The following is a 24447-nucleotide window of genomic DNA, read 5'->3' as shown; positions in this document are numbered from 1 at the left end:
ATGGATAAGAAAGCATCTCGTATCCGTCGTGCGACCCGTGCACGTCGTAAGATTGCTGAACTGGGTGCAACTCGCCTAGTTGTACACCGTACTCCACGTCACGTGTACGCTCAGGTTATCGCACCAAATGGTTCTGAGGTAATCGCAGCCGCTTCTACAGTAGAAAAAGCGATCCGTGAGTCGGTTAAAAGTACTGGTAACAAAGACGCTGCTGCAGCTGTAGGTAAAGCTATTGCTGAGCGCGCGATTGAAAAAGGCATCTCAACAGTTGCATTCGATCGTTCTGGTTTCCAATACCACGGCCGTGTAGCTGCACTAGCAGAAGCTGCTCGTGAAGCTGGTCTGAAATTCTAAGGTAGGCGGAAGATGGCTAACGAAAAAACACAATCAGATTTGCATGAAAAGCTGATCGCTGTTAACCGTGTATCTAAGACGGTTAAAGGTGGTCGTATTTTCAGCTTTACTGCACTAACTGTAGTTGGTGACGGTAACGGTCGCATCGGTTTTGGTTACGGCAAGGCACGTGAAGTACCTGCTGCAATCCAGAAAGCGATGGAAAAAGCACGTCGTAACATGGTTACAGTTGCACTAAACGACGGTACTCTACACCACGCTGTTAAAGGTCGCCACACTGGTTCTAAAGTGTACATGCAGCCTGCTTCAGAAGGTACAGGTATCATCGCCGGTGGTGCAATGCGTGCAGTACTAGAGGTTGCGGGTGTTCGTAACGTTCTAGCTAAAGCATACGGCTCTACAAACCCAATCAACATCGTTCGCGCGACTATTGACGGTTTGAGTGGCATGAACTCTCCAGAAATGATCGCTGCTAAGCGTGGTCTTTCTGTTAAAGAAATTCTGGAGTAATTGATATGGCTAAGACTATTAAAGTGACGCAGACTAAGAGCTCAATCGGTCGTCTGCCGAAGCACAAAGCTACTTTGCGTGGCCTAGGCCTTCGTCGCATCAACCACACTGTAGAACTTGAAGACACTGCTTGCGTACGCGGCATGATCAACAAAGTTATCTACATGGTTAAAGTTGAGGAGTAATCAGAATGCGTTTGAATACTCTATCTCCGGCTGCTGGTTCTAAGCCTTCTGCGAAGCGCGTAGGCCGTGGTATCGGTTCAGGTCTGGGTAAAACTTGTGGCCGTGGTCACAAAGGTCAGAAATCACGTTCAGGTGGTTCTGTACGTCCAGGCTTCGAAGGCGGTCAAATGCCTTTGAAACAGCGTCTACCAAAATTCGGTTTTACTTCTCGTAAGAGCCTTGTAACAGCTGAAGTTCGTCTAGGTGAACTAGCGAAAGTTGAAGGTGACGTAGTAAGCCTTGAAACTCTTAAGGCTGCGAACGTAATCACTAAGAACATCGAGTTCGTGAAAGTTGTACTTTCTGGTGAAATCGCTCGCACTGTAACAGTGAAAGGTCTACGCGTTACTAAAGGCGCTAAAGCTGCTATCGAAGCTGCAGGCGGTAAAATCGAGGAATAATTAACTCGAGGATGAGGTACAGATGGCTAAACAACCAGGACAAGATTTTAGTAGCGCCCAAGGTGGCCTAGCAGAGCTTAAGACACGCCTATTATTCGTTTTAGGTGCTATCTTAATTTTCCGAGCAGGCTCTTTTGTGCCTATTCCTGGTATTGACGCTGCTGTACTTGCCGATCTGTTCGAACAGCAAAAGGGTACCGTCATTGAACTGTTTAACATGTTCTCTGGCGGTGCACTTGAGCGTGCTTCCATCTTAGCACTGGGTATCATGCCGTACATTTCGGCATCGATCATCGTCCAGCTGCTGACGGTTGTTCACCCGGCTTTGGCCGAGTTGAAGAAGGAAGGGGAGTCTGGCCGTCGTAAGATCAGCCAGTACACCCGTTACGGCACGCTTGTTTTGGCAACCTTCCAAGCGATTGGTATTGCAACGGGGTTACCAAGTATGATCCCTGGTCTAGTGGTTAACCCAGGCCTAGGATTCTACTTTGTTGCGGTCGTCAGTTTGGTTACCGGTACCATGTTCTTGATGTGGTTGGGTGAACAGATTACGGAGCGTGGCATAGGTAACGGTATATCTGTGATTATCTTCACTGGTATCGTTGCAGGTTTGCCGCCAGCTATTGGACAGACAGTGGAGCAAGCGCGTCAAGGTGAATTGCACGTACTTCTTCTACTATTAATTGCAGTGCTCTCTTTCGCTGTCATTTACTTTGTAGTGTTCATGGAACGTGGTCAGCGTCGTATCGTCGTTAACTACGCCAAGCGTCAACAAGGCCGTCGCGTCTTTGCTGCGCAGAGCACTCACTTGCCGTTGAAAATCAACATGGCAGGGGTAATTCCAGCGATTTTTGCATCAAGCATTATTCTGTTTCCGGGTACACTGGCTCAGTGGTTCGGTCAGAATGAGAACCTAGGTTGGCTAAGTGATATTTCACTGGCGCTAAGCCCAGGTCAGCCACTTTATGTGATGCTGTATGCTGCTGCGATTATTTTCTTCTGTTTCTTCTATACCGCGTTGGTGTTTAACCCTCGCGAGACAGCTGACAACTTGAAGAAGTCTGGTGCGTTCGTACCTGGTATTCGCCCGGGTGAGCAGACCGCGAAATACATAGATAAAGTGATGACTCGCCTGACATTGGCTGGTGCGTTGTATATCACCTTTATCTGTCTGATCCCCGAGTTTATGATGATTGCATGGAATGTCCGCTTCTACTTCGGCGGTACTTCACTACTTATCGTAGTTGTGGTCATTATGGACTTCATGGCTCAAGTTCAGACACACTTGATGTCTCAACAATATGAGTCTGTTTTGAAAAAGGCTAATCTTAAGGGCTCTGGCCGTTAAGATCCCATTTACGGAGTTTAGCAATGAAAGTTCGTGCTTCCGTTAAGAAAATCTGCCGTAACTGTAAAGTTATCAAGCGCAACGGTGTTGTGCGTGTAATTTGCAGTGAGCCAAAGCACAAACAGCGCCAAGGCTAATTAGCAGAAATATTTCTTGCAAATTGAAGGTGGGTTGGCTAAATTAGCCAACCAATCTTTTGTGTGTGCAAAAGAATTGTTCCACCGCTGCGTATCCTAAACGGGCTTTGCAGCGGTTATTCTTGAAAAGTACTAGGAGTGAATAGTGGCCCGTATTGCAGGCATTAACATTCCTGATCAAAAACATTCTGTAATCGCTCTTACTGCGATCTACGGCATCGGTAAGACTCGCTCAAAAGCTATCCTAGCTGAAGCGGGTATCGCTGAAGATGTTAAGATCAGTGAACTAACTGAAGAGCAGATCGATCTACTGCGTGATGGTGTAGCTAAGTACACTGTAGAAGGTGATCTACGTCGTGAAGTTTCCATGAACATCAAGCGTCTAATGGACCTTGGTTGTTACCGTGGTCTTCGTCATCGTCGCAGTCTACCACTACGTGGACAGCGTACTAAAACCAACGCACGTACCCGTAAGGGTCCGCGCAAGCCGATCAAAAAATAATCGGAAGGTAGAGTACAATGGCTAAACAACCAACTCGCGCTCGTAAGCGCGTACGTAAGCAAGTTGCTGATGGCGTTGCGCACATTCATGCTTCTTTCAACAACACAATCGTAACCATCACTGACCGTCAGGGTAACGCTCTATCTTGGGCTACTGCAGGTGGTTCAGGTTTCCGTGGTTCTCGTAAGTCTACTCCGTTCGCTGCACAGGTTGCTGCTGAGCGCGCTGGCGAAATGGCCAAAGAGTATGGCGTTAAGAACCTGGAAGTTATGGTTAAGGGCCCTGGTCCTGGTCGTGAGTCTACTATCCGCGCTCTAAACGCTGCGGGTTTCCGTATCACTAACATTGTTGATGCGACTCCGATCCCTCATAACGGTTGTCGTCCACCTAAGAAACGTCGCGTATAACGTTTCGTTTCTAGGAAAACTGGAGAAAGAACATGGCAAGATATTTGGGTCCTAAGCTGAAGCTTAGCCGTCGTGAAGGCACAGACTTGTTCCTTAAGTCTGGTGTACGCGCGATTGATACCAAGTGTAAAATTGACAATGCACCTGGTGTGCATGGTGCTCGTCGCGGTCGTCTATCTGACTACGGCGTACAGCTTCGTGAGAAGCAAAAAGTTCGTCGTACTTACGGCGTACTAGAGAAGCAATTCCGTAACTACTACAAAGAAGCTGCTCGCCTTAAAGGCAACACAGGTGAAAACCTGCTTCAGCTTCTTGAAGGTCGTCTAGATAACGTTGTTTACCGCATGGGTTTTGGTGCTACTCGCGCTGAAGCACGTCAGCTGGTAAGCCACAAAGCGATCCTAGTTAACGGTCAAGTCGTAAACGTTCCTTCTTTCAAGGTAGCGGCAAACGACGTTGTTAGCATTCGTGAGAAAGCTAAGAACCAAGCACGCATCAAAGCAGCTCTAGAAGTTGCTACTCAGCGTGAACTACCGACTTGGGTCGAAGTAGACAGCAGCAAGCTAGAAGGTACTTTCAAGCGCCTTCCAGAACGTTCTGATTTGTCTGCCGACATCAACGAACACCTGATCGTCGAGCTTTACTCTAAGTAAGGCTATAGTTAAGAGAGGACACAATGCAGGGTTCTGTAACAGAATTTCTTAAGCCACGTCTTGTTGATATTGAACAAGTTAACACGACGCATGCAAAAGTAACTCTTGAGCCGCTTGAGCGTGGTTTCGGCCACACTCTTGGTAACGCTCTACGTCGTATTCTTCTATCTTCAATGCCGGGTTGTGCCGTCACTGAAGTAGAAATCGACGGTGTGTTACACGAGTACAGCACCAAAGAAGGAGTACAGGAAGACATTCTTGAGATCCTTCTAAACCTTAAAGGCCTAGCCGTTAAGGTTGAGGGTAAAGACGAAGTTATCCTTACTCTGAATAAATCTGGTGCAGGCCCTGTTGTTGCAGGTGACATCACCCACGACGGTGATGTTGAGATTGCGAACCCAGAGCACGTAATCTGCCACCTAACTGATGACAATGCTGATATCAGCATGCGCATCAAGGTAGAGCGTGGTCGTGGCTATGTACCAGCGTCTGCTCGTATTCACACTGAAGAAGATGAGCGTCCAATTGGTCGTCTGCTAGTTGATGCAACTTTCAGCCCAGTTGACCGTATCGCATACGCGGTTGAGGCAGCACGTGTAGAACAACGTACTGACCTTGACAAGCTTGTTATCGATATGGAGACAAACGGTACACTTGATCCTGAGGAAGCTATCCGTCGCGCAGCTACTATCCTAGCTGAGCAACTGGATGCATTCGTAGATCTTCGTGATGTACGTGTTCCTGAAGAGAAAGAAGAGAAGCCGGAGTTCGATCCGATCCTACTGCGTCCTGTAGACGATCTTGAACTAACTGTTCGCTCTGCTAACTGTCTAAAAGCAGAAGCGATCCACTACATCGGTGATCTTGTTCAGCGTACTGAGGTTGAGCTTCTTAAGACTCCAAACCTTGGTAAGAAGTCTTTGACTGAAATCAAAGACGTGCTGGCATCACGTGGTCTGTCTCTAGGCATGCGCCTAGAAAACTGGCCGCCAGCATCTATTGCTGAAGATTAATAGTTACTGATATCTAGTTAGAAGGATTAGGTCATGCGCCATCGTAAGAGTGGTCGTCAACTCAACCGCAACAGCAGCCATCGCAAAGCGATGTTCAGCAACATGGCTGGCTCTCTGGTACGTCACGAACTTATCAAGACTACCCTGCCTAAGGCAAAAGAGCTGCGTCGCGTAATTGAGCCATTGATTACCCTAGCTAAGACTGACAGTGTTGCTAACCGTCGTCTTGCATTCGCACGTACTCGTGATAACGAAGTTGTTGCGAAACTATTTAACGAACTGGGTCCACGTTTTGCTCAGCGTCCAGGCGGTTACACTCGCATCATGAAATGCGGTTTCCGTGCTGGCGATAAAGCCCCTATGGCTTATATCGAGCTAGTAGATCGTCCTGAAGCTCAGGAAGAAGCTGCTGCTGAATAAGCACTAGCGCGTTAAATAAAAAAGAGGCCGAGTCTTAGACTCGGCTTTTTTTTTGCATCTCATTCCTTATCGTTTGTGATTAAGGATGCTAATAGATGGTTTACCTCTTTGTCGACAGTTCAGGCTTCGGTGGTATCGAAAGCCATATTCACCAGCTGGCCCTTATGCTGCAATCCCAACAAGTCGATGTTGAGGTTGTCTTTCTCTCCCGCTATCCAGGTCATCCCCTGTATTCCCAACTTGAGCAAGCAAGTGTCCCCTTCCGCTTCCTTGCTGATACTTCAACCATCCGCTTTTTCCGACGTTTATCAAGCCGTGATGTCGTTCATGCCCATGGCTATAAAGCATCTATTCTTGCTCGCGGCTGTCGTGTCCTAGCAGCCTTCCATTTAGTGACGACATTCCATGCAGGTGAGGCGGTAGCAGGTAAGTTAGCCTGCTACGAATGGTTTAACCGGTATAGCGCTTGCTTGTCACGCAATCTTGCTGTCAGCCGCAAGATCCAACAACGCCAGCCGTTTCATTGCGAATTGCAGCGCAATTTCGTACGTTGCGGAGAGAATGCGCTTGAGCGCAAACGCCATCATCGATTACAAGTGGGTTTTGTTGGTAGACTGAGCCATGAAAAAGCCATCGATCGTTTTGCCAGCTTGTGCCAACAATTGCCGAGTATGGACTTTCATGTTTTTGGCGATGGGGAGCAGGCGTCATTGCTAGATAACGCTCCGCTCAATTGGCATGGTTTTGTGTCGAGTATGGCGCCGTACTGGCATCAGTTGGATGTGCTGCTTATTACTTCCCGGGCGGAGGGCATGCCGATGGCAGCCCTTGAAGCAATGGCAAACGGTGTGGTGGTAATTGCTACCGATGTCGGTGAGATGCCATCACTGCTCGACTCGCAGTGGCTAGTCGAAGAAGCGCAGTGGCCAAAGCTAGCGGATAAGTTGCAACACATAGAGAAGCGCGGTGAGGCATACTGGTTTGCGTTATCACAGCAACAACAGCAGATGGTCAGGGCTAACTACAGTGACACCGCATGTTGGCAGCAGTTGAGCCAAATTTATCAACTCTCACAATAAAACGGGGTTCACCTTGGGTGTGAATCTTATGCTTGGCCCTCATCATCCATCATCCGTTGTTGGGGGGTTAGGCTGATCAGCGTCCTATCATCTTCATGATTATCAGGTTGCCGTTGCCACAGGTAGTGATGGCGTTGCTCGGCAGGCAAGGCTGCTATGTGTTGTTGTACTGTTTCGGGTAGTTCAGATTCCAGTAACCCATCACTGAAACAATGTAGGCTGTCTCCTTGGCTCAAGGTAAGCTTCTGCGGAACAGGAGATATACAGTCGAACAGCCCAATCAGCCCCATCCCTTCCCTGAGCCTATGGCATGACGGAGTAAAGCTAAGGGGCGCCGGCATTCCCGCATTATAGATAGATAGCTTTTGGTCCTGATCAAGGTGAACCCCTAGCAAGCAAATCAGGCGGTTTGCTTCGGTACGGTAAAGATGATCATTAAGCCGGGTGAAAATGGTTTCTGGATTGATCGTCGGATCGAGCAATAACCCCTGGATCAAGCCGTAACAGATCCCGCCGTTGGCTTTGGCCACAATACCATGACCCATCAGATCCCCGAGGATCAATAACTGTGAACCATTTTCAAGGCTATGCTGAATAACAAAGTCACCGCTGATTTCCGGCTCTCGGCTGATCTGCATATTGAAGTTACCCAGCGGGTAAGCCTGGTAGCGACGATCACCCTGATAAAGCGGTGTTGTGGTTTCCAGTTGCTGAAGCAGGTTGTCCTCGAAGGCATTGAGTAGATGGTGATGGCGGTTGAGTACCCGTTCTAGTACCTGGAGGAGGTGATGCTTTTCGATAGGTTTGGCAAGGAAATCATCAATCCCGGATTGGGTAACCGCTGCCATGGTTTCCGATACCGTATCGCCCGAGAGAAAGACAAAAGGCAATAACCGATGGCGGCGTAACTCACCGACAAGGCCGCGAAACTCCAAGCCATTGGTGTCGGGCATCCACAGATCGGTCAGCACCAGATCACAGTGGTTTCCCTGCAGCCACTTGAATGCATCCCCGGCCCGGCTGAATATCGAGAGCTGGTAGTCTGCCTCGAGGTAACTGCTCAGCATGGTGAGTTGGCTGCGACTATCATCGACAATTACAAGATGTTTGCGGGTTGATTGCAGAGGTAACAGAAACTCAATCTTGTTGCTATCAGGATTAATCGTGTAGCTAAAATTGGGGAAGGTGGTTTTTATAAGGGCAAGACCCATACCCGATTCGTCTGGGAAATCAGGCAGCTCAGCCTCGTTGATTTGGATCGTCTGGGCGGGCCATGGCGAGCCGTTGTCGCTGATAGAAAAACAATATTGACCGTTATGCCTGCCATAGCTGATGGTGCAGTGGGTTGCTGGCTGTTGCTGGTGATCCAGTAAGTTAGCACAGTACTCACTGCAGACTAGCTTAATGCTTTGGATAGTGTCGGGAGCAAGTTGTAGCGCCTGGGCTTTGTCGTCCAGTATCCGGCGCATAGCCGAGATATTTTCATAGTTGAGGACAAACTGGCGCTGGAACAACACTTGATTCATTCTCTGGCTCCCTAGCCGGTACTTTACTGGTATTTTCCCTGCAAAAGCGCACTGGCTTGCAGATAATCGACGACTTTTTGTTTGATGCTGCTTGGTAACCAGCGGGCTTTGGTTGTCAGTACCCGGATGATCTCATCAGCCAGCGAAGGGTTAACCTGATCATTGATGAGCGTCCCTAGTAAAGGGATGCTGTTTTGTTCCAGCTTACCGATACAGGTTAACAACTCACTTTCTGTCGTTTGCGCTGCCGCCAGGCAAAGGATGGTCGCATCACTGGCATGGCTGAGGGCGTTGATAGGCAGGTTTCGCCAGTTGGTTTGGGTCATGGTGCCGACATCACACAAAATGTAGTGGTAGTCCTGCTTCCAACGCTCAAGCGCCTGATGGAAGCTGTGTGGCTGGCGTAAATCAAGGATAGTCCGCTCTTCGCATGGCTGAGGGAGTAAGGAGAGCTGCTCGGTGAGCGTTACCATGGCCTCGGCTTCGCCTTCGCCATTGCAGTGCCAGGGTTTGGCGGCATAACCCTGGCCGCTGCCAGAGAGGTCAAGATCGACCAGTAAGACCTTGTGGTCTTCAGCACAGCGTCTTGCCAGCCAATTACAATGGGTCGAGGTGCCACATTGATTCGAGGCTCCTGCCAAGGTAATCACCCGAGCACTTCGTTGGTGGATTTGATGGAAAAGTTGGTCGTATTCGCCGCTGAGCCAAGGTTTCATAATGCTGCTCCTAAGGCTATCAAGGTAAAGATCCCCAGTACATCTCTCAAGCCCTGACGCCACTGCTCGCCGACCGAGTCATTGATATTGGGAACATAGACGGTATCACCGGCCCTTAGCAGGGGCAGGGGGTAACGGGCTGGTTCGATGACATAGTCGCGTAAGTTGAAGGTTTGTGCCTTGTCACCGCAACATGAGGTATTCACAATCATGATCCGCTCAATGTATGCGCTGTCGGTGGGGCCTCCGGCTTCTGCCAGTAGGTCGAGGATATTCATCTGGCTGTTGAAGGGATAGCGGCCTGGCTTGTTGACAGACCCCATCAGCCTGACCACTTGCTTGGCAGGTTTATCGAGCCAATTACCTTCGAGTTTGGGCACATAAATGACATCGCCGGGGACAATTTTCGGCAGTAGGCTTTCATCACCGGTTTCGAAGTACATCGACAGATTAAGTCGGGTCACTCGAGAGGTATTGTCGTTGCGGTGGCTGATCCGGATTTGACGCAGATCGGCATCCCCGTTCGGTCCGTCGGCTGCTGAGAGAATATCCAGAAAGCCCAACTCGCGGTTGAAAGCATAACGGCCCGGTGCACCGACTTGCCCAAACACATAGATGGAGTCATCGGCAGACTGGCGTATCCAGCTCGATTTGTTGTCTGTCGGATCATGGGGGAGTTCGTCGATAATGATGGTGTCTCCGGCCATTAGCTGGGGAAGCTGGTTGAAGCCGCCTCCTTCGGAGATAAAGCGTTCCAGGTCGAAGTAAATCACATTGTTGCCGGCACCGTCCTGCTCTCGCAGCACACGGATGTTGCTGAGGTTTGCTTGCTGCTTGGGCCCGCCGCCATGGGCAAGGACATCGAGCAGGCCCATGCTGCTGTTCCACTCGAACCGGCCGGGGTTGTTGACCGCACCGATGAGCTTGATCGCCCGGTCATTGGTGACCTTGAGCCATGACTTTTCGTTGAAATCGATTTTTTCAGGAATGAAAATGACATCCCCGGCCATCATATCCGGTAGGGGATATAGGGTCGGTGCCTGGGTATATTTGACTAGGTTAACCGTCATGGCTGCTTTGGTACTGCTAAGCAATTTGATCTGGGTCGTATCGGCAAAACGGGTCGGGCCGCCGGCATTGGCAAGCACATCGATGAAGCCGGTGCCGGGAGAGCTCTCGTAGGCCCCCGGTGCTTTGACTTCCCCCATCACGTAGACAGTACGTGAGGTGGTGTTGATGTCTTCTACTTCAATCGGGGCAAAAATAGTTGTTCCTGGTTTGATTGGCGGCAGGTTGCTGGTATCGCCGCTATCAAGATAAGCCTTGAGGTCAAATTGGTAGGGGATGTTGTCCGTGATCACCCGGATTTTGGTGACATCAGCATAGCGGGTGACCCCCTCGGCACGCATTACGGCATCGACGACTGTCATACCCGGCTTGTAGCTGAAGGTGCCTGGATTGCGCAGCTCACCGAAGATGGTGATCCCTTGCTCTTCATCGGCATCGCCGCCTTTTGTCAGTGAGGCGGCGTCAAAGTCGACTTCGACGTTACCGAGCAGTGGTGAGGCAGGGACGAAGATTGTATCACCACCTTGCAACGCTGGTAATCTGGCGGGGTCACCGGCATCCAGGTAGGCTTTGTAGTTGAATTGCTGGGTGTTGCCATTGCGGATCAGTTTGAATTGATCGAGCTGGGCCCCGGGGCGGGCACCACCGGCTGCGGTGATCGCCATCTGGATATTGCTCCCGGGCTTGAGTGATATCATGCCGGGCTGTTCGACATAGCCCAGGACCTGCACCCTCAGTACCTGTTCGAGAATGCTTAACTTGAATTCATCGAGGTTTCGATAGACCGTTTTTAACTCTTCGCGGATAAGCTGCTCGGCTTGGGACAGGGATAGGCCTGCAATTGGCACCGCGCCGACTTCTGGCAATCTGATCTGACCCTGATCATCGATGGTGAAAGGCTCTTTGAAATCGGCTTCACCGGGAAGTTGGAGGAAAACCCGATCGCCCGGCGTCAGGTTCGCCCCCCATACAGGGGTGACGGCCAGCATACAGATGATCAGGAAAAGCCTTATCATAGCGACCCCGGACTTAGCTGCTCTTTGACAGCATGCCAGTCACTGAGTGAGTACACCCGGTGCGGGGCACGTGTATGATGATCGACCAGTACCCGTGCTTCAACCTTGCGGTTACTTAGACGCTCGGTTCTTGAATTGGGATCTTCATAGGATTCCCGTTCACCGGCACTGAAAATGGCAATCTGGTGCGAGTCGACACCTTGTTCGATCAGGAAGCGCCTGACCGTATCTGCCCGGCGCATACCTAACTGGTAATTGCTTTGCTCGGTGCCGATAGTGTCGGTATGCCCGGTGAGCTCCAGTCGCCAGTGCGCTTGGCGTTTTAGGATCGAGGCTGCCCGGCGCAGTGCATTTTGGTAATCGGGCAATAGCTTGGCACGGTCGAAAGCAAATTGGTTATCGACCCGCATTAGCAACAGGAACTGATCCCTTAGCTGGATTTCGGAATAGCGGGTATCGAGACACTCGGTGTGGTGCTCGAGCCAATCCATCTGGCGCTGGATTTTGGCAAACTGGGTTTGGTAGGCCAGCAGGGTGATATCGGCATCATCGGTAAAACCCGCCTTGTGCTCTTGTTCGGCTTTGTCGTGAAGGTTGGCAAGCTCCATATACTGGCCCGGGAGGCATAGTTTGGCACCCCGGGTCGCCAATAGCTGGAGCTCAAAGCTATGGTGTTCAAGCTCGTGCCACTGATCAACATCCGGCTCCGAGTACGGGATATCACCGGATGTCGGCCAAGTCGTACATCCACTGGCGAGCATTATCAATAGCAAGCTTGAAAATTTGACCATATCAACATAACTCCGCTGAGGTGATCAGGGGGATCACCTTGTCAATCCTTAACATTTTCATCAGCTGGCGCGGTTGGCCGTTCACATTGAGCAGGCGTAGCTGTTTTCCTCTGCTTTTTAAGCGCTTGTATAAGAAAACAATGGCACCAATTCCACAGGAGTCAATAAATTGTACCTGAGTCATGTCGATGATCATCTCATCGTTATCGGTCTGGCTGAGTGATTCGAACTCCGGCTCCATCTGTCTGGCTAGGTGGGCATCAAATTCGTCCTGGAGCGTCAAACCGATATTGGCATTATTTACTACTTGATTCATAACTGGCCTTTATTGTGAGTAGTGAAGTCCTCCTCTAACAATACAAGTGCTGTGCCAACTATTGCCCGCGTTTACTAACCATGATGTAAATGGTTTTGAAAATGATGAACAAGTCCATCTTCAGCCATTGCAGCGGTGAGCTCAGCGCCAGCGCGTAGGCGTGATCAAAGCCGATTTTGCTTTTCACATCTTCCAAGCTGCTGTCATAGCCTTGGCTGACTTGGGCAAGACCGGTGATCCCCGGTTTTAGGCCTGCGGTTCGCTCAAGATAAAATGGCAATGCATTTTGCAATTTGCCACAAAATTGCGGACGCTCCGGCCGCGGGCCAATCAGCGCCATATCGCCTTTTAGGACGTTGATGAATTGGGGCAGTTCATCAAGGCGGGTGACCCGCAGGAAATGTCCTATCCGGGTAACACGTGGATCATTTTGTTGGGCCCAGGTTGCTCCCGAAGCCGATTCGGCGTTGTTGGACATCGAGCGGAACTTGATGACTTCGAACAGCTCCACCTGTTGGTCGCTGATTTTTCCGACTCGCATCTGGCGATAGAACACGGGGCCGGGCGAGTCCAATTTGATCAGCAGGGCAATGACAGGCCACACAGGTAGGGTGATGATCAATCCGATACCGGCAAGCACGACATCGCTGGCCCTTTTCATAAACAGGGTTGATTGCGCCTGATAGTCAGAGACCGGTGGCTGGTGGCGCCACCCTGTGCGGAAATGCCCCATCAGGTAACGGGTCATCCCCAGTAACGAGGCGGCATAGCCACCGATGAAGTAATGCAGTTTGTTCGTTAGTTTGTTGCTGATACCCAACAAGGGCAAGGCTGCTGCGCTATAGCCGACCAACTGCAGGGCCAGTAAGGTCTGGGCAATGGCAGAGCCTTGAAAAGCCAAGATTGTAGATAGCAGTAAGTAGCCAACCAAAATAAAGGGCATCACGGTGCGCATTGCCTTGCCTGAGGTAAATAGCCAGCGAGCACCTTGATGGCTGCTGCGGAAGACGAACCGGCAGCGTATCAACTGCTGCAGGTTGCCCGCCCCTATACGCTGGCGGCGTTGGTAGGTATCCTGATCTGTCGACGGCGAAAGTTCGACACTGTTGATATAGTGGTTGAACTGAACCTGATAGCCCTGTTTGATCACCAGCATAGTCTGGATGAAATCATCATTGATGGTATCTTCCGGCAGGGGTGAAAGCAGTTCGGCACGAACAATGTAGAAGGCACCATTCCCTCCCATCACATTGCCTATTTGCGATTCGGTTTGGCGGATTGCATTTTGCCATTGCCAGTATTGCTGCTCACCATCGGGAGCTTCCGCCAATAGATAGTTGCAGGTGAGGGCGCCAATGTGCTGATCGCGAAAACTGCTGGCAGCCTGGGTGAGGGCGTCAATAGACAGCAGAGCAGAGACATCCGACATCGCAATTAAATCAACCTGGCCTTTAACCTCCGTCAGCAACTGGTTGATACGGATTACCTTGCCCTTGTTGTCTGGCTCATCCATGCACTCAAGGCGAATACCGGCCTTGGCATACTTGGTTTGCCACTCTGCGACGATATCTGCGGTGTTGTCGCTGCAGCCATCACAGCATACCCAGACTGAGAGTTTTTCTGGCGGGTAATCCAGCATCATTAGGTTGGCAAGCTTTGCCTCGATAAATTCGGCTTCATTGTGGGCCGGGATGAGGATGGCGACAGTGGGCTGCTCCCCCGACTCGTGATCTGTATCGAGTGTGGCAATGTCAGTATCGCTGTCGTTATCTGGCAAAGCGTTGGGCGATTTTCGCCCCCACACCACCATCAAACCGGTATAGATAATATGGTGATAGAAAATGATCAGGGTTAGGGCAATTAATACCATCCAGCTGATAGTCATGGTCAACCTCTCCTATGCGTTGGCCAGGGATTCATAAGCGCTCGCCATCGCCCTGACATCGGCGAATTGACGAATGTATTGTGTTGTTTGGGCGCAGCTTTGTATCGGCCCGCGGAGTTTCTCCAGTAGGCTCTGCCCCAGCACGGCGGGTTGATCGGGTGGGATAAGGTGCCCGCTGTGGGGGCATATCAAATCGGGGATACCGCCGACATCGGTCGCCACCACGGGTTTGCCACAGGCCTGTGCCTCCAGCAGTGCCAGCGGCAGTCCTTCCTGGCGCGAGGGCATGCAGAATAAGTCGATGGCATGATAGAAGTTCAGCATGTTATCGCAGCGACCGAGCCAATGTACTCGCCCTTTTAGCCCCAGTTGCTGCGCTAGGTGTTCCAGCGGTTGGCGCTCCGGCCCATCGCCGGCGACGGCAAGCCGGTAGCTTTCGGGCAGTGTTTCCAATGCCTCAAGCAAGATATCGATACCTTTTTCCTTCACTAGACGTCCGGCACAGCCAATGATCAATGCATCGGTTGGAAGCTGGAGTTGGTGGCGGGCCTGCGCGCTATGTCCCGGGACGTAGTGTTGGGTATCGATCCCATTGATAATGATGTGATCTGTTTTGATCCCTAAGGCACACAAGTGATCGGCAACCCGAGGAGCATCGGCCACCAGTTTGATCTGACTTCCCGCCAGCAAACTGCGGGTTAGCAGGCGCTGCTTGGGATCGTCCAGGTGCCAGCTGTCGTGCTCGGTTTGGATGTGAGTGATGCCCTTGAGGCCAAGACAAGCGGCGCGGCTATATAAAAGAGGCCCTAGGTGATGAGAATGGATAACCAGGGCTTGCAATGTGCGGATAAGGCGGCGCAATTTGAAAATAGTTTTTATATCGCGTCCCGCAGGCTTGTCGAGGAAATACAGCCGATCAGTGAAAGGGGCGAGCTCGGGCCATTGCGCAATCGCCTGTTCTTTATTCCCTTCTAAGGCGACAACATGCACTTGGTTATCCTTTGAGGCGAAGCGCACAAGGTTGAGCACCAGTCTTTCAATACCTCCCGGATTTAGGTGCTGAACAACCTGTAGGGTATGGGTAGTCATGATGCCTCCTCGGTAAAGTGTGGAATTCTGATCAATACTGGCGCCTTGGCTAGACGGGTGATTTGCCGGCTTTGGTAGAGTCGGGTATCAAGTAACTGCACGGCGCAAACCAGTGATAGCCCTAATCCTAGGCCAACAACAATGCCCAAGCTGAAGTTGAGCCACCATGGCCAATTGAGAGGTTGGCTCGGTACGCTGGGACGGGCGATAATTTTGAGTTTGTCAGGCTCTTCGAATCGTCCTAACTGGCCGGTCACCTTGGCCATCTCATAACGTTCAAGGAGCTGGTTGTAGATTTTTGCCTTTACGTCATAGTTGCGCTGCAGCACTGTCAGCTCTTTTTCCAGTTGGGCAAACTCGGCCCGCTTTTCTTCAAGCTGCAAGGCTTGGGATTCAAGCAGCTGTAGTTCGCCTTGTAGAGACTGGATCTGGTTTTCTGCCTGCTGCAACTGCTCAAACTGGCTGATCAAAATCGGTTGGTTGGGGTTATCCAGCTGTTGGGTGTTACTGGCGATGCGTTGCCACAACTGGCTGACCTGCTGCGGGTTGAGCGACTGTTGCTGGTCAACCAGGCGGGAGCGTTCTTGCTTGAGGCGATCCAACTGACGCAGTACAGCTCTTACCGAAGAGTGGCGGTCGGTATAGCTTGCCCGGAGTATCGCGAGCTCTGCCTCGGCCTTGACGATTTCAGCCTCGAGCATACCGACGACGGGGTTGGTACTGGCGAGGCGGTCATAGAAGTTATCCCGCTTGGCCTGGGCATTAAGCAGTTCGAGCTTGGTTTCCTGGATCAGGGTGTTGATCTGGGCGTCATTCTGGATCCGGCTTCCCTGTAGCTGGGGTAAGTTACTGGCATTGTCTGACTTGAAGATGGCCAATGCACTTTCGGCGCTCTCGAGATCGGCCAAGGTAGATTCAAGCTGCTGCTGGAGGAAAAGCTCAGAGCCATCAATCGAGGCCCGGCCTGGGGCGCGCAGTTTGTCCAGAAATAAGGATGAGAGTTTATTGAGGATCAGGGGCATCTCTTCAGGGGCATGCCAATTAAGACCAAGCTGAACCAAGTCGTTACCAATCAGATTAACGCTCAAGTTGCTATTGAGCTGGCTGGTGACGGCATTGAGTTGGCCGGGGTTGTCCGCCGATGCCAATTCAAGGTCAACAGCGACCTGCTGGAGAACAAATTGGCTGTGGAGTAACACCCGCAGCGCCTTAATACGTTTTTGCAGGTTCATCGAGATGGATAAATCCTCCAGAAACGGATTCAGCATCGCGGCTTCCTGGACCAAAATAGTGGTCTGGGCGTAGTAGCGCTTGGCTTTGAGGGCTCCGCCTGCCGTCATCAGTAGTGGCATCACTAACACAGGGATGATGAGCAGGTAGCGGTGATTCCACAGTGCCTGCAGGAGCGGATATAGCTTGGCAAAGAGTTGGTGCCTCATGGTGCTTGCCTTTCTAATATCAAGGTATCAGCGGTCTGGGTCGGTACATATTCCAGATGCAGTGGGATATTCTGACTGTTGGAGAGGGTACTGACCGCCTGGATTCGTTTCTGTCCCTGAAGCAGAGCGTCAAAGGGATTGTCCAAATCAGCCGGGGCGACTTTGGCATTTAATTGTTGGTAGGGGTTTTGCGCCAGGAAATCACTGATCTTGCGCTGCTGTTCGGTAGTGAGTGAGATTTGCTCCGGGCTGAAGAACAGGGTCAGGCTGCTTGGCCCGGGTTGTGTGGCACAGCCAACCATTAACAGGCAGCCTAACGCGATCAATATTCTTTTCATTGTTCCCCCCTCGGTGACTCCATTTGCTCTTACATTTATTGGTAGCAAAAAAAGTGCCTGAAGTTGGGAGAATTGTTATCTTCCGCCTAAAAATATTGACACTAGGTTAGTGCGGTAATTTTTGTTTAATGACTTCAACCGCTTGTGTAGCACGCAACGACCAGCTTTCATGACTAACCGCTTGATAGGCCTGCTTGGCATGGTTACTTCTTTGCTGAGTTGTCCATTGGCAGTAGTGATCGATAGCTGTTAACCATTCGGATTCTTTGCTGGCTGTTGTGATCAGATCTCGGTAAGGGGCCGTCGCTGGAAAGTTCGCGCTGATGACCGGGCTACCTGCCGCAAGGTATTCCCTTAGCTTCAATGGGTTACAGGCGCGGATCTGATCATTGTCGACAAAGGGTAGGATCGCCATACTCCAATGCTGAAGGTATTGGGGGAGCTGGTGGTGGGGCTTTGCAGGCAACAGGATGATGTTAGCCTGTTGGCGCATCGCTTCTATATCACTGTCTTCACGGCCAATAAAATAGAAGTTGATGTTGGGGCGTGCCTGGGCAAGTCTGATGATAAGCGATTGATCGAGCCAGTTATTCAGGCTGCCATAGAAGCCAATACTGGGTTTGTTCGGATCGATATCTTCCGGGCAGGTTGTTGCGTTTGCAAATTGCGACAGGTGCACACCATGTGGCAACAGAACGGTTTTGCCGGCGGGGAACTTAGCTTGCAAAGTGGGACTGCAGGCAAAAATGATATCTGCTCGGGCTACTAAGCGCCGTTCGGCGTCAGCGGCGAGCTGGTGGTCGACCCCGGCCAGTGCGGAAAAGTCGTCACCACAGTAGTAGATCACTAGATCACTGTCGCAGATATCCAAGTAGTCTACTGCACTGGGTAAGGCCGCCCATACTACCCGCTGGTAACGTTTGGCGCTGACTTGCCGTTTCAGTAATAGGTTATTGAGCTGTTGGATGAGGGGATTTTGGGCCATCGGCCAGACCAGCGGCTTGATAATGGAAGTCGGCTTTGTCATTGAGGTTGCTTCGGGGCTTTCCTGTGTCGGTTGACACGAAGTCTCAGCTTTCCCTGCAGCCATTAACTTCTCGCCTATTCGCAATAGATCCTTGAAATTGAGTGACGGTTGGCGCAGGCCGATTGAGTTTATCCAATGCACCTTATAGTGCTCACCAATTGCTTGGAGTAAATGCTGACTGCTTGAGGGGTGGCGTCCCCAGTCTTCACCGAAAACCAAAAATTCCATCTCAATACTCCAGTTGCTTGATAACCTTGGCTGGATTACCGCCTGCCAGCACCCCTGCCGGGATATCTTTCGTCACTACACTGCCGGCAGCGATCACGCTGCCTTCACCAATAGTCACCCCGGCCATAACCATAACCCCTGTCCCCAACCAGACGTTGCGGCACAGGTGAATGTCACCAACTTGCTGGTCTGTGTCCGGTTTGCCTTCGGCCCTGGCTGCCGGATCCATCGGGTGGCCGGGGAATCCGGCGAGGAAAACTTTACCTGCCAGTCGCACATTGTCGTCAATGCGGATAGTCCGGCCAACGGCTAGGGTGTTTTGCCAGCCGATATCGACGTTGTCACCGACAGTGAGTTGTGGGAGCTGTTCACCCCAGGCCCTGCCACAATAGGTTGCGATGCCGGAAAGGCGGCAGTTTTCACCGAGCGTGATGTTTAGCGGCCCGATGATTTGCGGCATACCGCAGTCTAATTGCAGATGGCGGGGACGGTTGGCCAGGCGGGAAACAAAGATAGGGGTGAAATAGCCTTTTTGCAAAATGCAGTGAAGACTTTGCTTTATCGCCAAATGCAAGTGATACAGCCCTTTGTGCAAAAGGGGGATCGAGGGGAGTGAATTGCCTCTTAGCTGCTGAACCATACCTTTGAGCATGGCAAAGTGGTTTGGCGCCAAGTGGGCTTTAACAAGTGCGCGCATGATTTATCTCCTGGTTTAGGGTGAGCCGGTCTAGTGCCAGTAGTAATCCGATTAGGATGTAAAGTGGCCAGGTTGTCCCCTGAGTCAGGAATGTCCCGCTGACACAGAAAGAAAGGGTTCCCAGCCATAACCCTTGCGCCAGCGGCTTCATCTCATGGTGCTCGAGGCGTTTGAGAAGCTGATAACTGACACGCAGGGCGCCTATTACCATAAGCAGGAATAATACCAATCCGACAAAGCCGGTTTCTGACAGGATCTGGAGCCAGGTGCTGTGCACCGCATGGTTCTTGCCGTCCCAGTGGGGAGAATAGAAATAGTAGTTGTAGTAGAAATTGTTGAGGCCAACCCCGGCAAACGGATTGCTGACGGCCATGTTGAAGGCGGCTTGCCAGGCATAGATCCTCCCCATGGCAGATTCGTCTATCCCGGCTTCAGCTGCCCCGCCGGAACTACGGTCACTTATCCCTGCTAGCAGTACCAAGGCCATCAACCCGATCCCACTGATAATGCTGGGTAATACGATGGAGCGGCTTTTCAGCAGCGCCATGGCAAAGACAACACAGGCAATGCCGAGCAATCCCCCGCGGCTTTGCGTGGCGAGTACACTCATGATCATGATGATCAGCACTATGAACGCCAGTATCCTTTGCCATTTAGGGCCATGGAAGCTGTAGGCCATGGCAAATGACACCGGAAACTGCAGTACCAGCGCCAAATCATTGGGATCGCCAAGCATTGAACCGATATCCCGGCCGATAGTGACCCGGGTACCTTCCACCAGGCCAATGCCCGTGGCTTTGTTGAACAGGGCCAGTCCACCAATTAGCAAACCGCTGAGCAGCAGCAAATAAGGGATCACTTTGAGTTGTGGCAGCCGCTGGGGCAGCCAACTGATGGCAAAGACCATAATGACAATTTTGATGAAGTTGCCATTGAAACTGGCAAAGGCTTCACCACGGTTGGTGGCGAATAGGCAGGACACCAGCACCCAGGCACTGAAGAGCAGGAAGAGGGTTTGCAGACGGTGCCAGTTGACGGTGTCCCGCTGGAGCCAGAGCTGCCAGCCAAGACCGGCTAAACTCGCCAGTGCCAATAGCTGGGGGATCTTCAGTGGCATGAGTAACGGAAAGGCTTCGTGGATCCTGAAATAAGAGAAGATAATGAAGCCGACGCAAACCAGGAAGGCTTGGCTGATGACAAACGGCAGAACAAATAGCAGGCTAGCCACCAACACCAAGTTGCCTTGCGACATCCAGGCCAGGAAAATCAATCCGCAGCTGATCAGGGCGAGGAGCCATTGGTTTTGCCGTTTCATCCGTTAGCCTCCGCTGCTTTTTTCCATCCCGTCAGCTGAGAGCGAAGCCATGGCCAGCCAACTTGTACCAATAACAGTAGGCTAAAGGCGATCTCATAGGCCATTTTGAAGTGGATATGGCTAACCAGAATTAAGGCTACGAGACCATAGCTTACAGCAAGGCGCGTCAGTGGGTAGGGCAGACGTAGGTAATACTGACTCCAGAGATAAAACAAGCTAACCCGCAGTAGTTGTAAAGCGATACCCGCCAAAATAAACGGGTAGAGTCCAAAACGGGGGAGAATAAATACTAATAGGGCGACTGCACATATCGCACTGACAATCCCGATAGCAATGATGCTCTTGCCGTCCTTCTGGTGGTAACAGCCTATGTTGAGCAGGGTGCTGGCATGTTTGAACATGACGGTGATGCCCAGAAGGGGGAGGATCTGTGCGCTCTGGTGAAATTCGGCAGGTAGCCAGAGTAACAAAAAGCGGGAGCCAATAATGATGATCCCTGCTGCAACCAGACAACCTAATTGGCAACCCAACACACTCAGGGTTGCAGCTTGCTGGCGTTGTGCTTGAGTACCGAGCAAGCCGAAGCGCTTGGGAAACCACCACATACCAAAAGGTTCGAGTAGCAAGCTGGCAGCGATGGCCCACTGTGCAGCAATCGCATAGGGGGCCAGTGCCGCTAAGCCGAGGGTATCGGCGATGGCCCAGCGCTCAACCCCCATAACTAAAAAGCTGAGTATGCCCGAAAGGGTAATGGCACGGCCGTATTTCAGCAGTAAGGCACTAAGGCCCAGTCTTGGGGCCGGAAAATGCTTGGCGAGAGTGATGAGCTGGACAATTTGCGCGACTAGACCTGCTGCCATTATCCCATCAATGCCGTACTGAGGTGCGAGACAAACGATCCCCAGTCCTTGAGCCAAAGCGAAAGCAACCTGCGCCAGCACAAACTGGTTTGCAAGGTTACGTATCCTAAGGATTGCTAGCGGTACGCAACACAGGGTGTTGAGCAATAGGGTGATTAACAAACAGCGCACTGCAAAAGATGAGGGGGCTCCCGGCAGGATTTGTTGCAGTTCGGAGAGGAAGGTCTGCCCCAGTATCATTATCACAGAGGCAATCAGCAAAATGAGTCCGAATGTGCAACGAAAAAAAGCGGCCTGATCTGCTTGGTCATGGGCAAAACGGTACATGGCGTCACTGATCCCAAATGCCATGATCAGGGTGAGTAGACTGCCTAAGGTCACCAGTACATCAAGTTGGCCAAATTGATCTGCACCCAGCCACTGCGTGACGAAAGGCTGGAGGCCAAGGGCAATTAGCTTGCTGCTGACCAAGCCGACAGCGTATACCGCCATAGTCATTGCCGGAGTCATAATGCTTCTACCTGTGTAGAAAGCCTTTTGGCTTGTGAAAGGGCGGTAAATTGATCCATCACCCGATCAAAGGCCCTTGCCCTGATTTGCTTGAGAGCGGAGATGGGTTGCAAACGGTGCGTTGCCATGGCGTTAGCAAGAGCAAGATGATCATCCATGGGTACCTGGAGACCGTACTGCTGTTCGAGGATTTCATTGCATCCAGATAAGTCAGTCGTAATCACCGGAAGGCCCAATGCCATTGCCTCTTTGATGACTAGCGGGCCGGTGTCTTTATCACCATTGGGGGCGATGGTGAATGGGGCGACAAGGGCTTTGTAGTCGTTGGCATGCTGGCGGTACCAAGCTGACTCCTTATGGCCGAGAAAATGAACTTGCGATCGGGTGTGAGAATTAAGCCCGAGTTGATGGGCAAGTTGGTTGAGGCTTGGTCGTAGTGGGCCGTCTCCAACAATATCCAGGTTGGTGTCGGAAGGGAGTTGGCTTAGTGCATGAAGCAATGTATCAAGCCCTTTTTTCTCAACCAGCCGGCCAATGAACAAGAAGTCTTTCTTTGGCTGCCAGTTGGTATTGAGCGGTGGATATTGCGAGGCATCAATACCGCAAGGTATATGCAAAACTGGACTTTTTGTTGCAGTTTGCAGTTCATTTTGCATGTCTTTGGTGACAGCGCAGATAAAGTTAGCGGCTTTTAGTTTGCTATCAATGTCCTGTGGGGTGGCATAGATATCAGCGCCGTGGCCGACAAAAGAAACGGGGATGTTGAGCAGCTTTGCCGCAACAATCGCCGTTGCCGTACTGTGCCAGGCAAAATGGGCGTGGAGGTGTTCACATTGATCCTGCTGGGCGAGGTAAGCCAGCTGTAGCCCTTGGCGTAACAGCGAAAGGTAGCTGAAACCTTGCTGTTGTGTGAGAAAACGGTGGCAGCGGTGAAAATTCCATATATTGGCAAAGGGGTAATTGGGCGCTGAAGATAGGTAGCGACATTGCGTTTTCAATTCATTATCGGCTGGCTGGAAGTGTTGGCCTGGGCTGAAAGCATAAGGTTGAACAGCATGCCCCAGTGTTTTCATTGCCCTGATCTCAACACCAACAAAGGTTTCAGATAATGTTGGAAAGACGGGGATCACATAGCCGATCTTTTTCATAGTTCTTCCCTCACGTCACCCATTGTTTTGCGCGGGTGCCTCGAAATAGTTGACCGTTGCGCTGCAAGTTGCTCTTGCTAGCCTTTACATACAACTATCCAAATTTGATGCCAACCCGTAGTTGGCTCATCGCTTGCATCTGTGTACCTCACAACGAACAGACAAATGGGATAAAGAAGATGAGCTATAAAACAGCGGTGAGTGTAGTGATGCCAAATTACAACTGCCTAGCAACGCTACCTCGGGCAATCGACAGTATCCGTAGCCAAGGTGTCGCGGTTGAGATTATTGTGGTTGATGACGGCTCAACCGACGGTTCACGTGAATGGTTGGCGCAGCAGAACGATATCAAGGTGCTCTTCAGTGACCGGGCAGGAGCTTCGCAGGCGAGAAATCTAGGGATAGAACATTGCAGCAATGAGCTGATTGCATTTCTTGATGCTGACGATTACTGGCTTGGCAACAAGTTATCGCAACAGCTCGACCTCCACGACCATTACCCTGAGATGGTCATGAGTTTTACCGACTATATGCATATTACCGAAGCCGGTGAGCCTATTATCGGGTGTTTTGCATTTTGGCCACGTTTTCGCAATAAGCTCAGTGTTGACCCTGTGACCGTATTCCCTTCGTTTACGCCACTCTTGTTTGCCGAAAATATGGTGGGAACCAGTACAGTGATGGTGAAAAAGTCGGCCTTAATGAAAGTCGGTGGCTTTGACCCTAAATTGAGGTCGGCTTCTGACTGGGATTTGTGGCTCAAGGTAGCTGGAGTCGGTGAGGTTGGGGTGCTTGATTGCAACCTTTGTCATTATGTATCCGATCGGACCGATGCCATCAGCCGGGATCATGGAAAACGACTTAATGCGATGAAGCATATCCTAGACCGCCACCGTAATGCTGTTACCAACCAGCCAATGGCATTGCTAGCAGGCTATTTGCGTTGGGTAACCGGCAAAGCGGAGTTTAACCGCCTGAAAAAGGCTTACCTTACTTCCGCCAGCCAAGAGCTATTCGTCCTTTGTTTGCAGCCTAACCGACGCAGGGTAAAGGCTGCAGGACGGGATATATTGAGTCTGTTGTCATCAAAATAGACACTTACGTCATACCTTGTCTGTTTTTTGCGCGCTTGGTGTTTTTTTTTATTTTTATGCTTGCCAATATCAATTAGCTCCCTATAATGCCGCATCACCGACACGGAGTACGGCGGCTTAGCCAGCAACGTATCGGTAAGGGAAATCACTCTTAAAAATAAATTTTCAAAAAGTGTTTGACACTGAGGATTGATTGGATAGAATGGCTGCCCTGTTCAACGAGAGATTGTTTCGATAATCGCTAATAAATCGTTGAATATATTGTTCTTTAACAATTTGACCATGCAATCTGTGTGGGCACTCGTGAAATGATAGTCAACAAAAGAATTATCAATG

Annotated in this window: 27 protein-coding genes; 13 read left to right on the top strand and 14 right to left on the bottom strand. The window is 51.0% G+C overall.

What is annotated here, in order from left to right; all coding sequences use genetic code 11:
* The 12 genes from rplR to R2X38_RS23330 all read left to right on the top strand — a co-directional run bounded on the left by rplR (window position 1) and on the right by R2X38_RS23330 (window position 7048).
* Window positions 1-354 carry a 50S ribosomal protein L18 gene (gene rplR, locus R2X38_RS23385; RefSeq protein ID WP_039465396.1) on the top strand — a complete coding sequence of 118 codons (354 nt, stop codon included), beginning with the start codon at window positions 1-3 and terminating at the stop codon, window positions 352-354.
* Between the two features lie 12 nt (window positions 355-366).
* Window positions 367-864, top strand: coding sequence for a 30S ribosomal protein S5 (gene rpsE, locus R2X38_RS23380; RefSeq protein ID WP_036817708.1), 498 nt, complete (start codon window positions 367-369; stop codon window positions 862-864).
* Window positions 865-869: 5 nt separating this feature from the next.
* On the top strand, window positions 870-1049 hold the full coding sequence (gene rpmD / locus R2X38_RS23375; protein WP_107299064.1) for a 50S ribosomal protein L30: 180 nt from the start codon (window positions 870-872) through the stop codon (window positions 1047-1049).
* A gap of 5 nt (window positions 1050-1054) precedes the next feature.
* A complete protein-coding gene (gene rplO, locus R2X38_RS23370) occupies window positions 1055-1489 on the top strand; it encodes a 50S ribosomal protein L15 (RefSeq protein ID WP_107299065.1) in 435 nt (144 codons plus the stop codon).
* A gap of 22 nt (window positions 1490-1511) precedes the next feature.
* Complete coding sequence (secY, locus tag R2X38_RS23365; protein WP_317524764.1) at window positions 1512-2837, top strand: preprotein translocase subunit SecY; 1326 nt, start codon at window positions 1512-1514, stop codon at window positions 2835-2837.
* Window positions 2838-2860: 23 nt separating this feature from the next.
* The gene (gene rpmJ / locus R2X38_RS23360) at window positions 2861-2974 is read left to right on the top strand and encodes a 50S ribosomal protein L36 (RefSeq protein WP_000868186.1); all 114 of its coding nucleotides are present in this window, start codon (window positions 2861-2863) and stop codon (window positions 2972-2974) included.
* Between the two features lie 145 nt (window positions 2975-3119).
* Window positions 3120-3476, top strand: a complete 357-nt coding sequence (gene rpsM, locus R2X38_RS23355; RefSeq protein ID WP_036817714.1) for a 30S ribosomal protein S13 — start codon at window positions 3120-3122, stop codon at window positions 3474-3476.
* Between the two features lie 17 nt (window positions 3477-3493).
* Window positions 3494-3883, top strand: coding sequence for a 30S ribosomal protein S11 (gene rpsK, locus R2X38_RS23350; RefSeq protein ID WP_036817716.1), 390 nt, complete (start codon window positions 3494-3496; stop codon window positions 3881-3883).
* Window positions 3884-3915: 32 nt separating this feature from the next.
* Complete coding sequence (gene rpsD, locus R2X38_RS23345) at window positions 3916-4536, top strand: 30S ribosomal protein S4 (RefSeq protein ID WP_039465382.1); 621 nt, start codon at window positions 3916-3918, stop codon at window positions 4534-4536.
* Window positions 4537-4559: 23 nt separating this feature from the next.
* Window positions 4560-5549 (top strand): DNA-directed RNA polymerase subunit alpha, encoded by a 990-nt coding sequence (locus tag R2X38_RS23340; RefSeq protein ID WP_039465380.1) that lies wholly within the window; start codon window positions 4560-4562, stop codon window positions 5547-5549.
* A gap of 33 nt (window positions 5550-5582) precedes the next feature.
* Window positions 5583-5969, top strand: a complete 387-nt coding sequence (gene rplQ / locus R2X38_RS23335; protein ID WP_007468807.1) for a 50S ribosomal protein L17 — start codon at window positions 5583-5585, stop codon at window positions 5967-5969.
* A 95-nt stretch (window positions 5970-6064) separates the two neighbouring features.
* Window positions 6065-7048: a glycosyltransferase family 4 protein gene (locus R2X38_RS23330; RefSeq protein ID WP_317524763.1), complete on the top strand. Its 984-nt coding sequence runs from the start codon at window positions 6065-6067 to the stop codon at window positions 7046-7048.
* Window positions 7049-7074: 26 nt separating this feature from the next.
* Here R2X38_RS23330 and R2X38_RS23325 read toward each other — a convergent pair whose 3' ends face one another.
* The 14 genes from R2X38_RS23325 to R2X38_RS23260 form a co-directional block, all read right to left on the bottom strand.
* Entirely contained in the window at window positions 7075-8574 is a 1500-nt protein-coding gene (locus R2X38_RS23325; protein ID WP_317524762.1) for a SpoIIE family protein phosphatase, read from the bottom strand.
* A gap of 23 nt (window positions 8575-8597) precedes the next feature.
* The gene (locus R2X38_RS23320; protein ID WP_317524761.1) at window positions 8598-9290 is read right to left on the bottom strand and encodes a hypothetical protein; all 693 of its coding nucleotides are present in this window, start codon (window positions 9288-9290) and stop codon (window positions 8598-8600) included.
* On the bottom strand, window positions 9287-11374 hold the full coding sequence (locus tag R2X38_RS23315; protein WP_317524760.1) for an SLBB domain-containing protein: 2088 nt from the start codon (window positions 11372-11374) through the stop codon (window positions 9287-9289). The genes R2X38_RS23320 and R2X38_RS23315 overlap by 4 nt, the downstream gene beginning before the upstream one ends.
* Entirely contained in the window at window positions 11371-12165 is a 795-nt protein-coding gene (locus R2X38_RS23310) for an OmpA family protein (protein ID WP_317524759.1), read from the bottom strand. Before R2X38_RS23310 ends, R2X38_RS23315 begins: the two co-directional genes overlap by 4 nt.
* A gap of 1 nt (window position 12166) precedes the next feature.
* Window positions 12167-12481 (bottom strand): STAS domain-containing protein, encoded by a 315-nt coding sequence (locus R2X38_RS23305; RefSeq protein ID WP_317524757.1) that lies wholly within the window; start codon window positions 12479-12481, stop codon window positions 12167-12169.
* Window positions 12482-12539: 58 nt separating this feature from the next.
* Window positions 12540-14366, bottom strand: coding sequence for a sugar transferase (locus tag R2X38_RS23300; protein ID WP_317524756.1), 1827 nt, complete (start codon window positions 14364-14366; stop codon window positions 12540-12542).
* Window positions 14367-14378: 12 nt separating this feature from the next.
* Window positions 14379-15455, bottom strand: coding sequence for a glycosyltransferase (locus tag R2X38_RS23295; protein WP_317524755.1), 1077 nt, complete (start codon window positions 15453-15455; stop codon window positions 14379-14381).
* On the bottom strand, window positions 15452-16894 hold the full coding sequence (locus R2X38_RS23290; protein ID WP_317524754.1) for a sugar transporter: 1443 nt from the start codon (window positions 16892-16894) through the stop codon (window positions 15452-15454). The genes R2X38_RS23295 and R2X38_RS23290 overlap by 4 nt, the downstream gene beginning before the upstream one ends.
* Window positions 16891-17232, bottom strand: coding sequence for a hypothetical protein (locus R2X38_RS23285; RefSeq protein WP_317524753.1), 342 nt, complete (start codon window positions 17230-17232; stop codon window positions 16891-16893). Before R2X38_RS23285 ends, R2X38_RS23290 begins: the two co-directional genes overlap by 4 nt.
* A gap of 106 nt (window positions 17233-17338) precedes the next feature.
* Window positions 17339-18487, bottom strand: a complete 1149-nt coding sequence (locus R2X38_RS23280) for a glycosyltransferase (protein ID WP_317524752.1) — start codon at window positions 18485-18487, stop codon at window positions 17339-17341.
* Window position 18488: 1 nt separating this feature from the next.
* Entirely contained in the window at window positions 18489-19184 is a 696-nt protein-coding gene (locus R2X38_RS23275; protein ID WP_317524751.1) for an acyltransferase, read from the bottom strand.
* Window positions 19168-20499 carry an O-antigen ligase family protein gene (locus tag R2X38_RS23270; RefSeq protein WP_317524750.1) on the bottom strand — a complete coding sequence of 444 codons (1332 nt, stop codon included), beginning with the start codon at window positions 20497-20499 and terminating at the stop codon, window positions 19168-19170. The genes R2X38_RS23275 and R2X38_RS23270 overlap by 17 nt, the downstream gene beginning before the upstream one ends.
* Entirely contained in the window at window positions 20496-21869 is a 1374-nt protein-coding gene (locus R2X38_RS23265; protein ID WP_317524749.1) for a lipopolysaccharide biosynthesis protein, read from the bottom strand. Before R2X38_RS23265 ends, R2X38_RS23270 begins: the two co-directional genes overlap by 4 nt.
* On the bottom strand, window positions 21866-23017 hold the full coding sequence (locus tag R2X38_RS23260) for a glycosyltransferase (protein WP_317524748.1): 1152 nt from the start codon (window positions 23015-23017) through the stop codon (window positions 21866-21868). Before R2X38_RS23260 ends, R2X38_RS23265 begins: the two co-directional genes overlap by 4 nt.
* A 179-nt stretch (window positions 23018-23196) precedes the next feature.
* Here R2X38_RS23260 and R2X38_RS23255 point away from each other — a divergent pair, with 179 nt between their 5' ends.
* Window positions 23197-24111, top strand: coding sequence for a glycosyltransferase (locus R2X38_RS23255; protein ID WP_317524747.1), 915 nt, complete (start codon window positions 23197-23199; stop codon window positions 24109-24111).
* Window positions 24112-24447: the final 336 nt, after the last annotated feature.

Source organism: Photobacterium rosenbergii (assembly GCF_033022775.1).
Taxonomy (GTDB): Bacteria; Pseudomonadota; Gammaproteobacteria; order Enterobacterales; family Vibrionaceae; genus Photobacterium; species Photobacterium rosenbergii_A.
This window is presented reverse-complemented; position numbering and strand designations above follow the sequence as displayed.

Excerpts from the sequence above, each read along its gene's own strand:
- rplQ (WP_007468807.1), top strand. The coding sequence starts at position 5,583 with ATGCGCCATCGTAAGAGTGGTCGTCAACTCAACCGCAACAGCAGCCAT.
- R2X38_RS23280 (WP_317524752.1), bottom strand. The coding sequence starts at position 18,487 with ATGGAATTTTTGGTTTTCGGTGAAGACTGGGGACGCCACCCCTCAAGC.
- R2X38_RS23290 (WP_317524754.1), bottom strand. The coding sequence starts at position 16,894 with ATGAGGCACCAACTCTTTGCCAAGCTATATCCGCTCCTGCAGGCACTG.
- R2X38_RS23295 (WP_317524755.1), bottom strand. The coding sequence starts at position 15,455 with ATGACTACCCATACCCTACAGGTTGTTCAGCACCTAAATCCGGGAGGT.
- R2X38_RS23260 (WP_317524748.1), bottom strand. The coding sequence starts at position 23,017 with ATGAAAAAGATCGGCTATGTGATCCCCGTCTTTCCAACATTATCTGAA.
- R2X38_RS23305 (WP_317524757.1), bottom strand. The coding sequence starts at position 12,481 with ATGAATCAAGTAGTAAATAATGCCAATATCGGTTTGACGCTCCAGGAC.
- R2X38_RS23340 (WP_039465380.1), top strand. The coding sequence starts at position 4,560 with ATGCAGGGTTCTGTAACAGAATTTCTTAAGCCACGTCTTGTTGATATT.
- rplR (WP_039465396.1), top strand. The coding sequence starts at position 1 with ATGGATAAGAAAGCATCTCGTATCCGTCGTGCGACCCGTGCACGTCGT.
- R2X38_RS23315 (WP_317524760.1), bottom strand. The coding sequence starts at position 11,374 with ATGATAAGGCTTTTCCTGATCATCTGTATGCTGGCCGTCACCCCTGTA.
- rpmJ (WP_000868186.1), top strand. The coding sequence starts at position 2,861 with ATGAAAGTTCGTGCTTCCGTTAAGAAAATCTGCCGTAACTGTAAAGTT.
- R2X38_RS23275 (WP_317524751.1), bottom strand. The coding sequence starts at position 19,184 with ATGCGCGCACTTGTTAAAGCCCACTTGGCGCCAAACCACTTTGCCATG.
- rpsK (WP_036817716.1), top strand. The coding sequence starts at position 3,494 with ATGGCTAAACAACCAACTCGCGCTCGTAAGCGCGTACGTAAGCAAGTT.
- R2X38_RS23300 (WP_317524756.1), bottom strand. The coding sequence starts at position 14,366 with ATGACTATCAGCTGGATGGTATTAATTGCCCTAACCCTGATCATTTTC.
- R2X38_RS23330 (WP_317524763.1), top strand. The coding sequence starts at position 6,065 with ATGGTTTACCTCTTTGTCGACAGTTCAGGCTTCGGTGGTATCGAAAGC.
- R2X38_RS23310 (WP_317524759.1), bottom strand. The coding sequence starts at position 12,165 with ATGGTCAAATTTTCAAGCTTGCTATTGATAATGCTCGCCAGTGGATGT.
- R2X38_RS23320 (WP_317524761.1), bottom strand. The coding sequence starts at position 9,290 with ATGAAACCTTGGCTCAGCGGCGAATACGACCAACTTTTCCATCAAATC.
- rplO (WP_107299065.1), top strand. The coding sequence starts at position 1,055 with ATGCGTTTGAATACTCTATCTCCGGCTGCTGGTTCTAAGCCTTCTGCG.
- rpsD (WP_039465382.1), top strand. The coding sequence starts at position 3,916 with ATGGCAAGATATTTGGGTCCTAAGCTGAAGCTTAGCCGTCGTGAAGGC.
- R2X38_RS23255 (WP_317524747.1), top strand. The coding sequence starts at position 23,197 with ATGAGCTATAAAACAGCGGTGAGTGTAGTGATGCCAAATTACAACTGC.
- R2X38_RS23325 (WP_317524762.1), bottom strand. The coding sequence starts at position 8,574 with ATGAATCAAGTGTTGTTCCAGCGCCAGTTTGTCCTCAACTATGAAAAT.
- secY (WP_317524764.1), top strand. The coding sequence starts at position 1,512 with ATGGCTAAACAACCAGGACAAGATTTTAGTAGCGCCCAAGGTGGCCTA.
- rpmD (WP_107299064.1), top strand. The coding sequence starts at position 870 with ATGGCTAAGACTATTAAAGTGACGCAGACTAAGAGCTCAATCGGTCGT.
- R2X38_RS23270 (WP_317524750.1), bottom strand. The coding sequence starts at position 20,499 with ATGAAACGGCAAAACCAATGGCTCCTCGCCCTGATCAGCTGCGGATTG.
- rpsE (WP_036817708.1), top strand. The coding sequence starts at position 367 with ATGGCTAACGAAAAAACACAATCAGATTTGCATGAAAAGCTGATCGCT.
- R2X38_RS23285 (WP_317524753.1), bottom strand. The coding sequence starts at position 17,232 with ATGAAAAGAATATTGATCGCGTTAGGCTGCCTGTTAATGGTTGGCTGT.
- R2X38_RS23265 (WP_317524749.1), bottom strand. The coding sequence starts at position 21,869 with ATGACTCCGGCAATGACTATGGCGGTATACGCTGTCGGCTTGGTCAGC.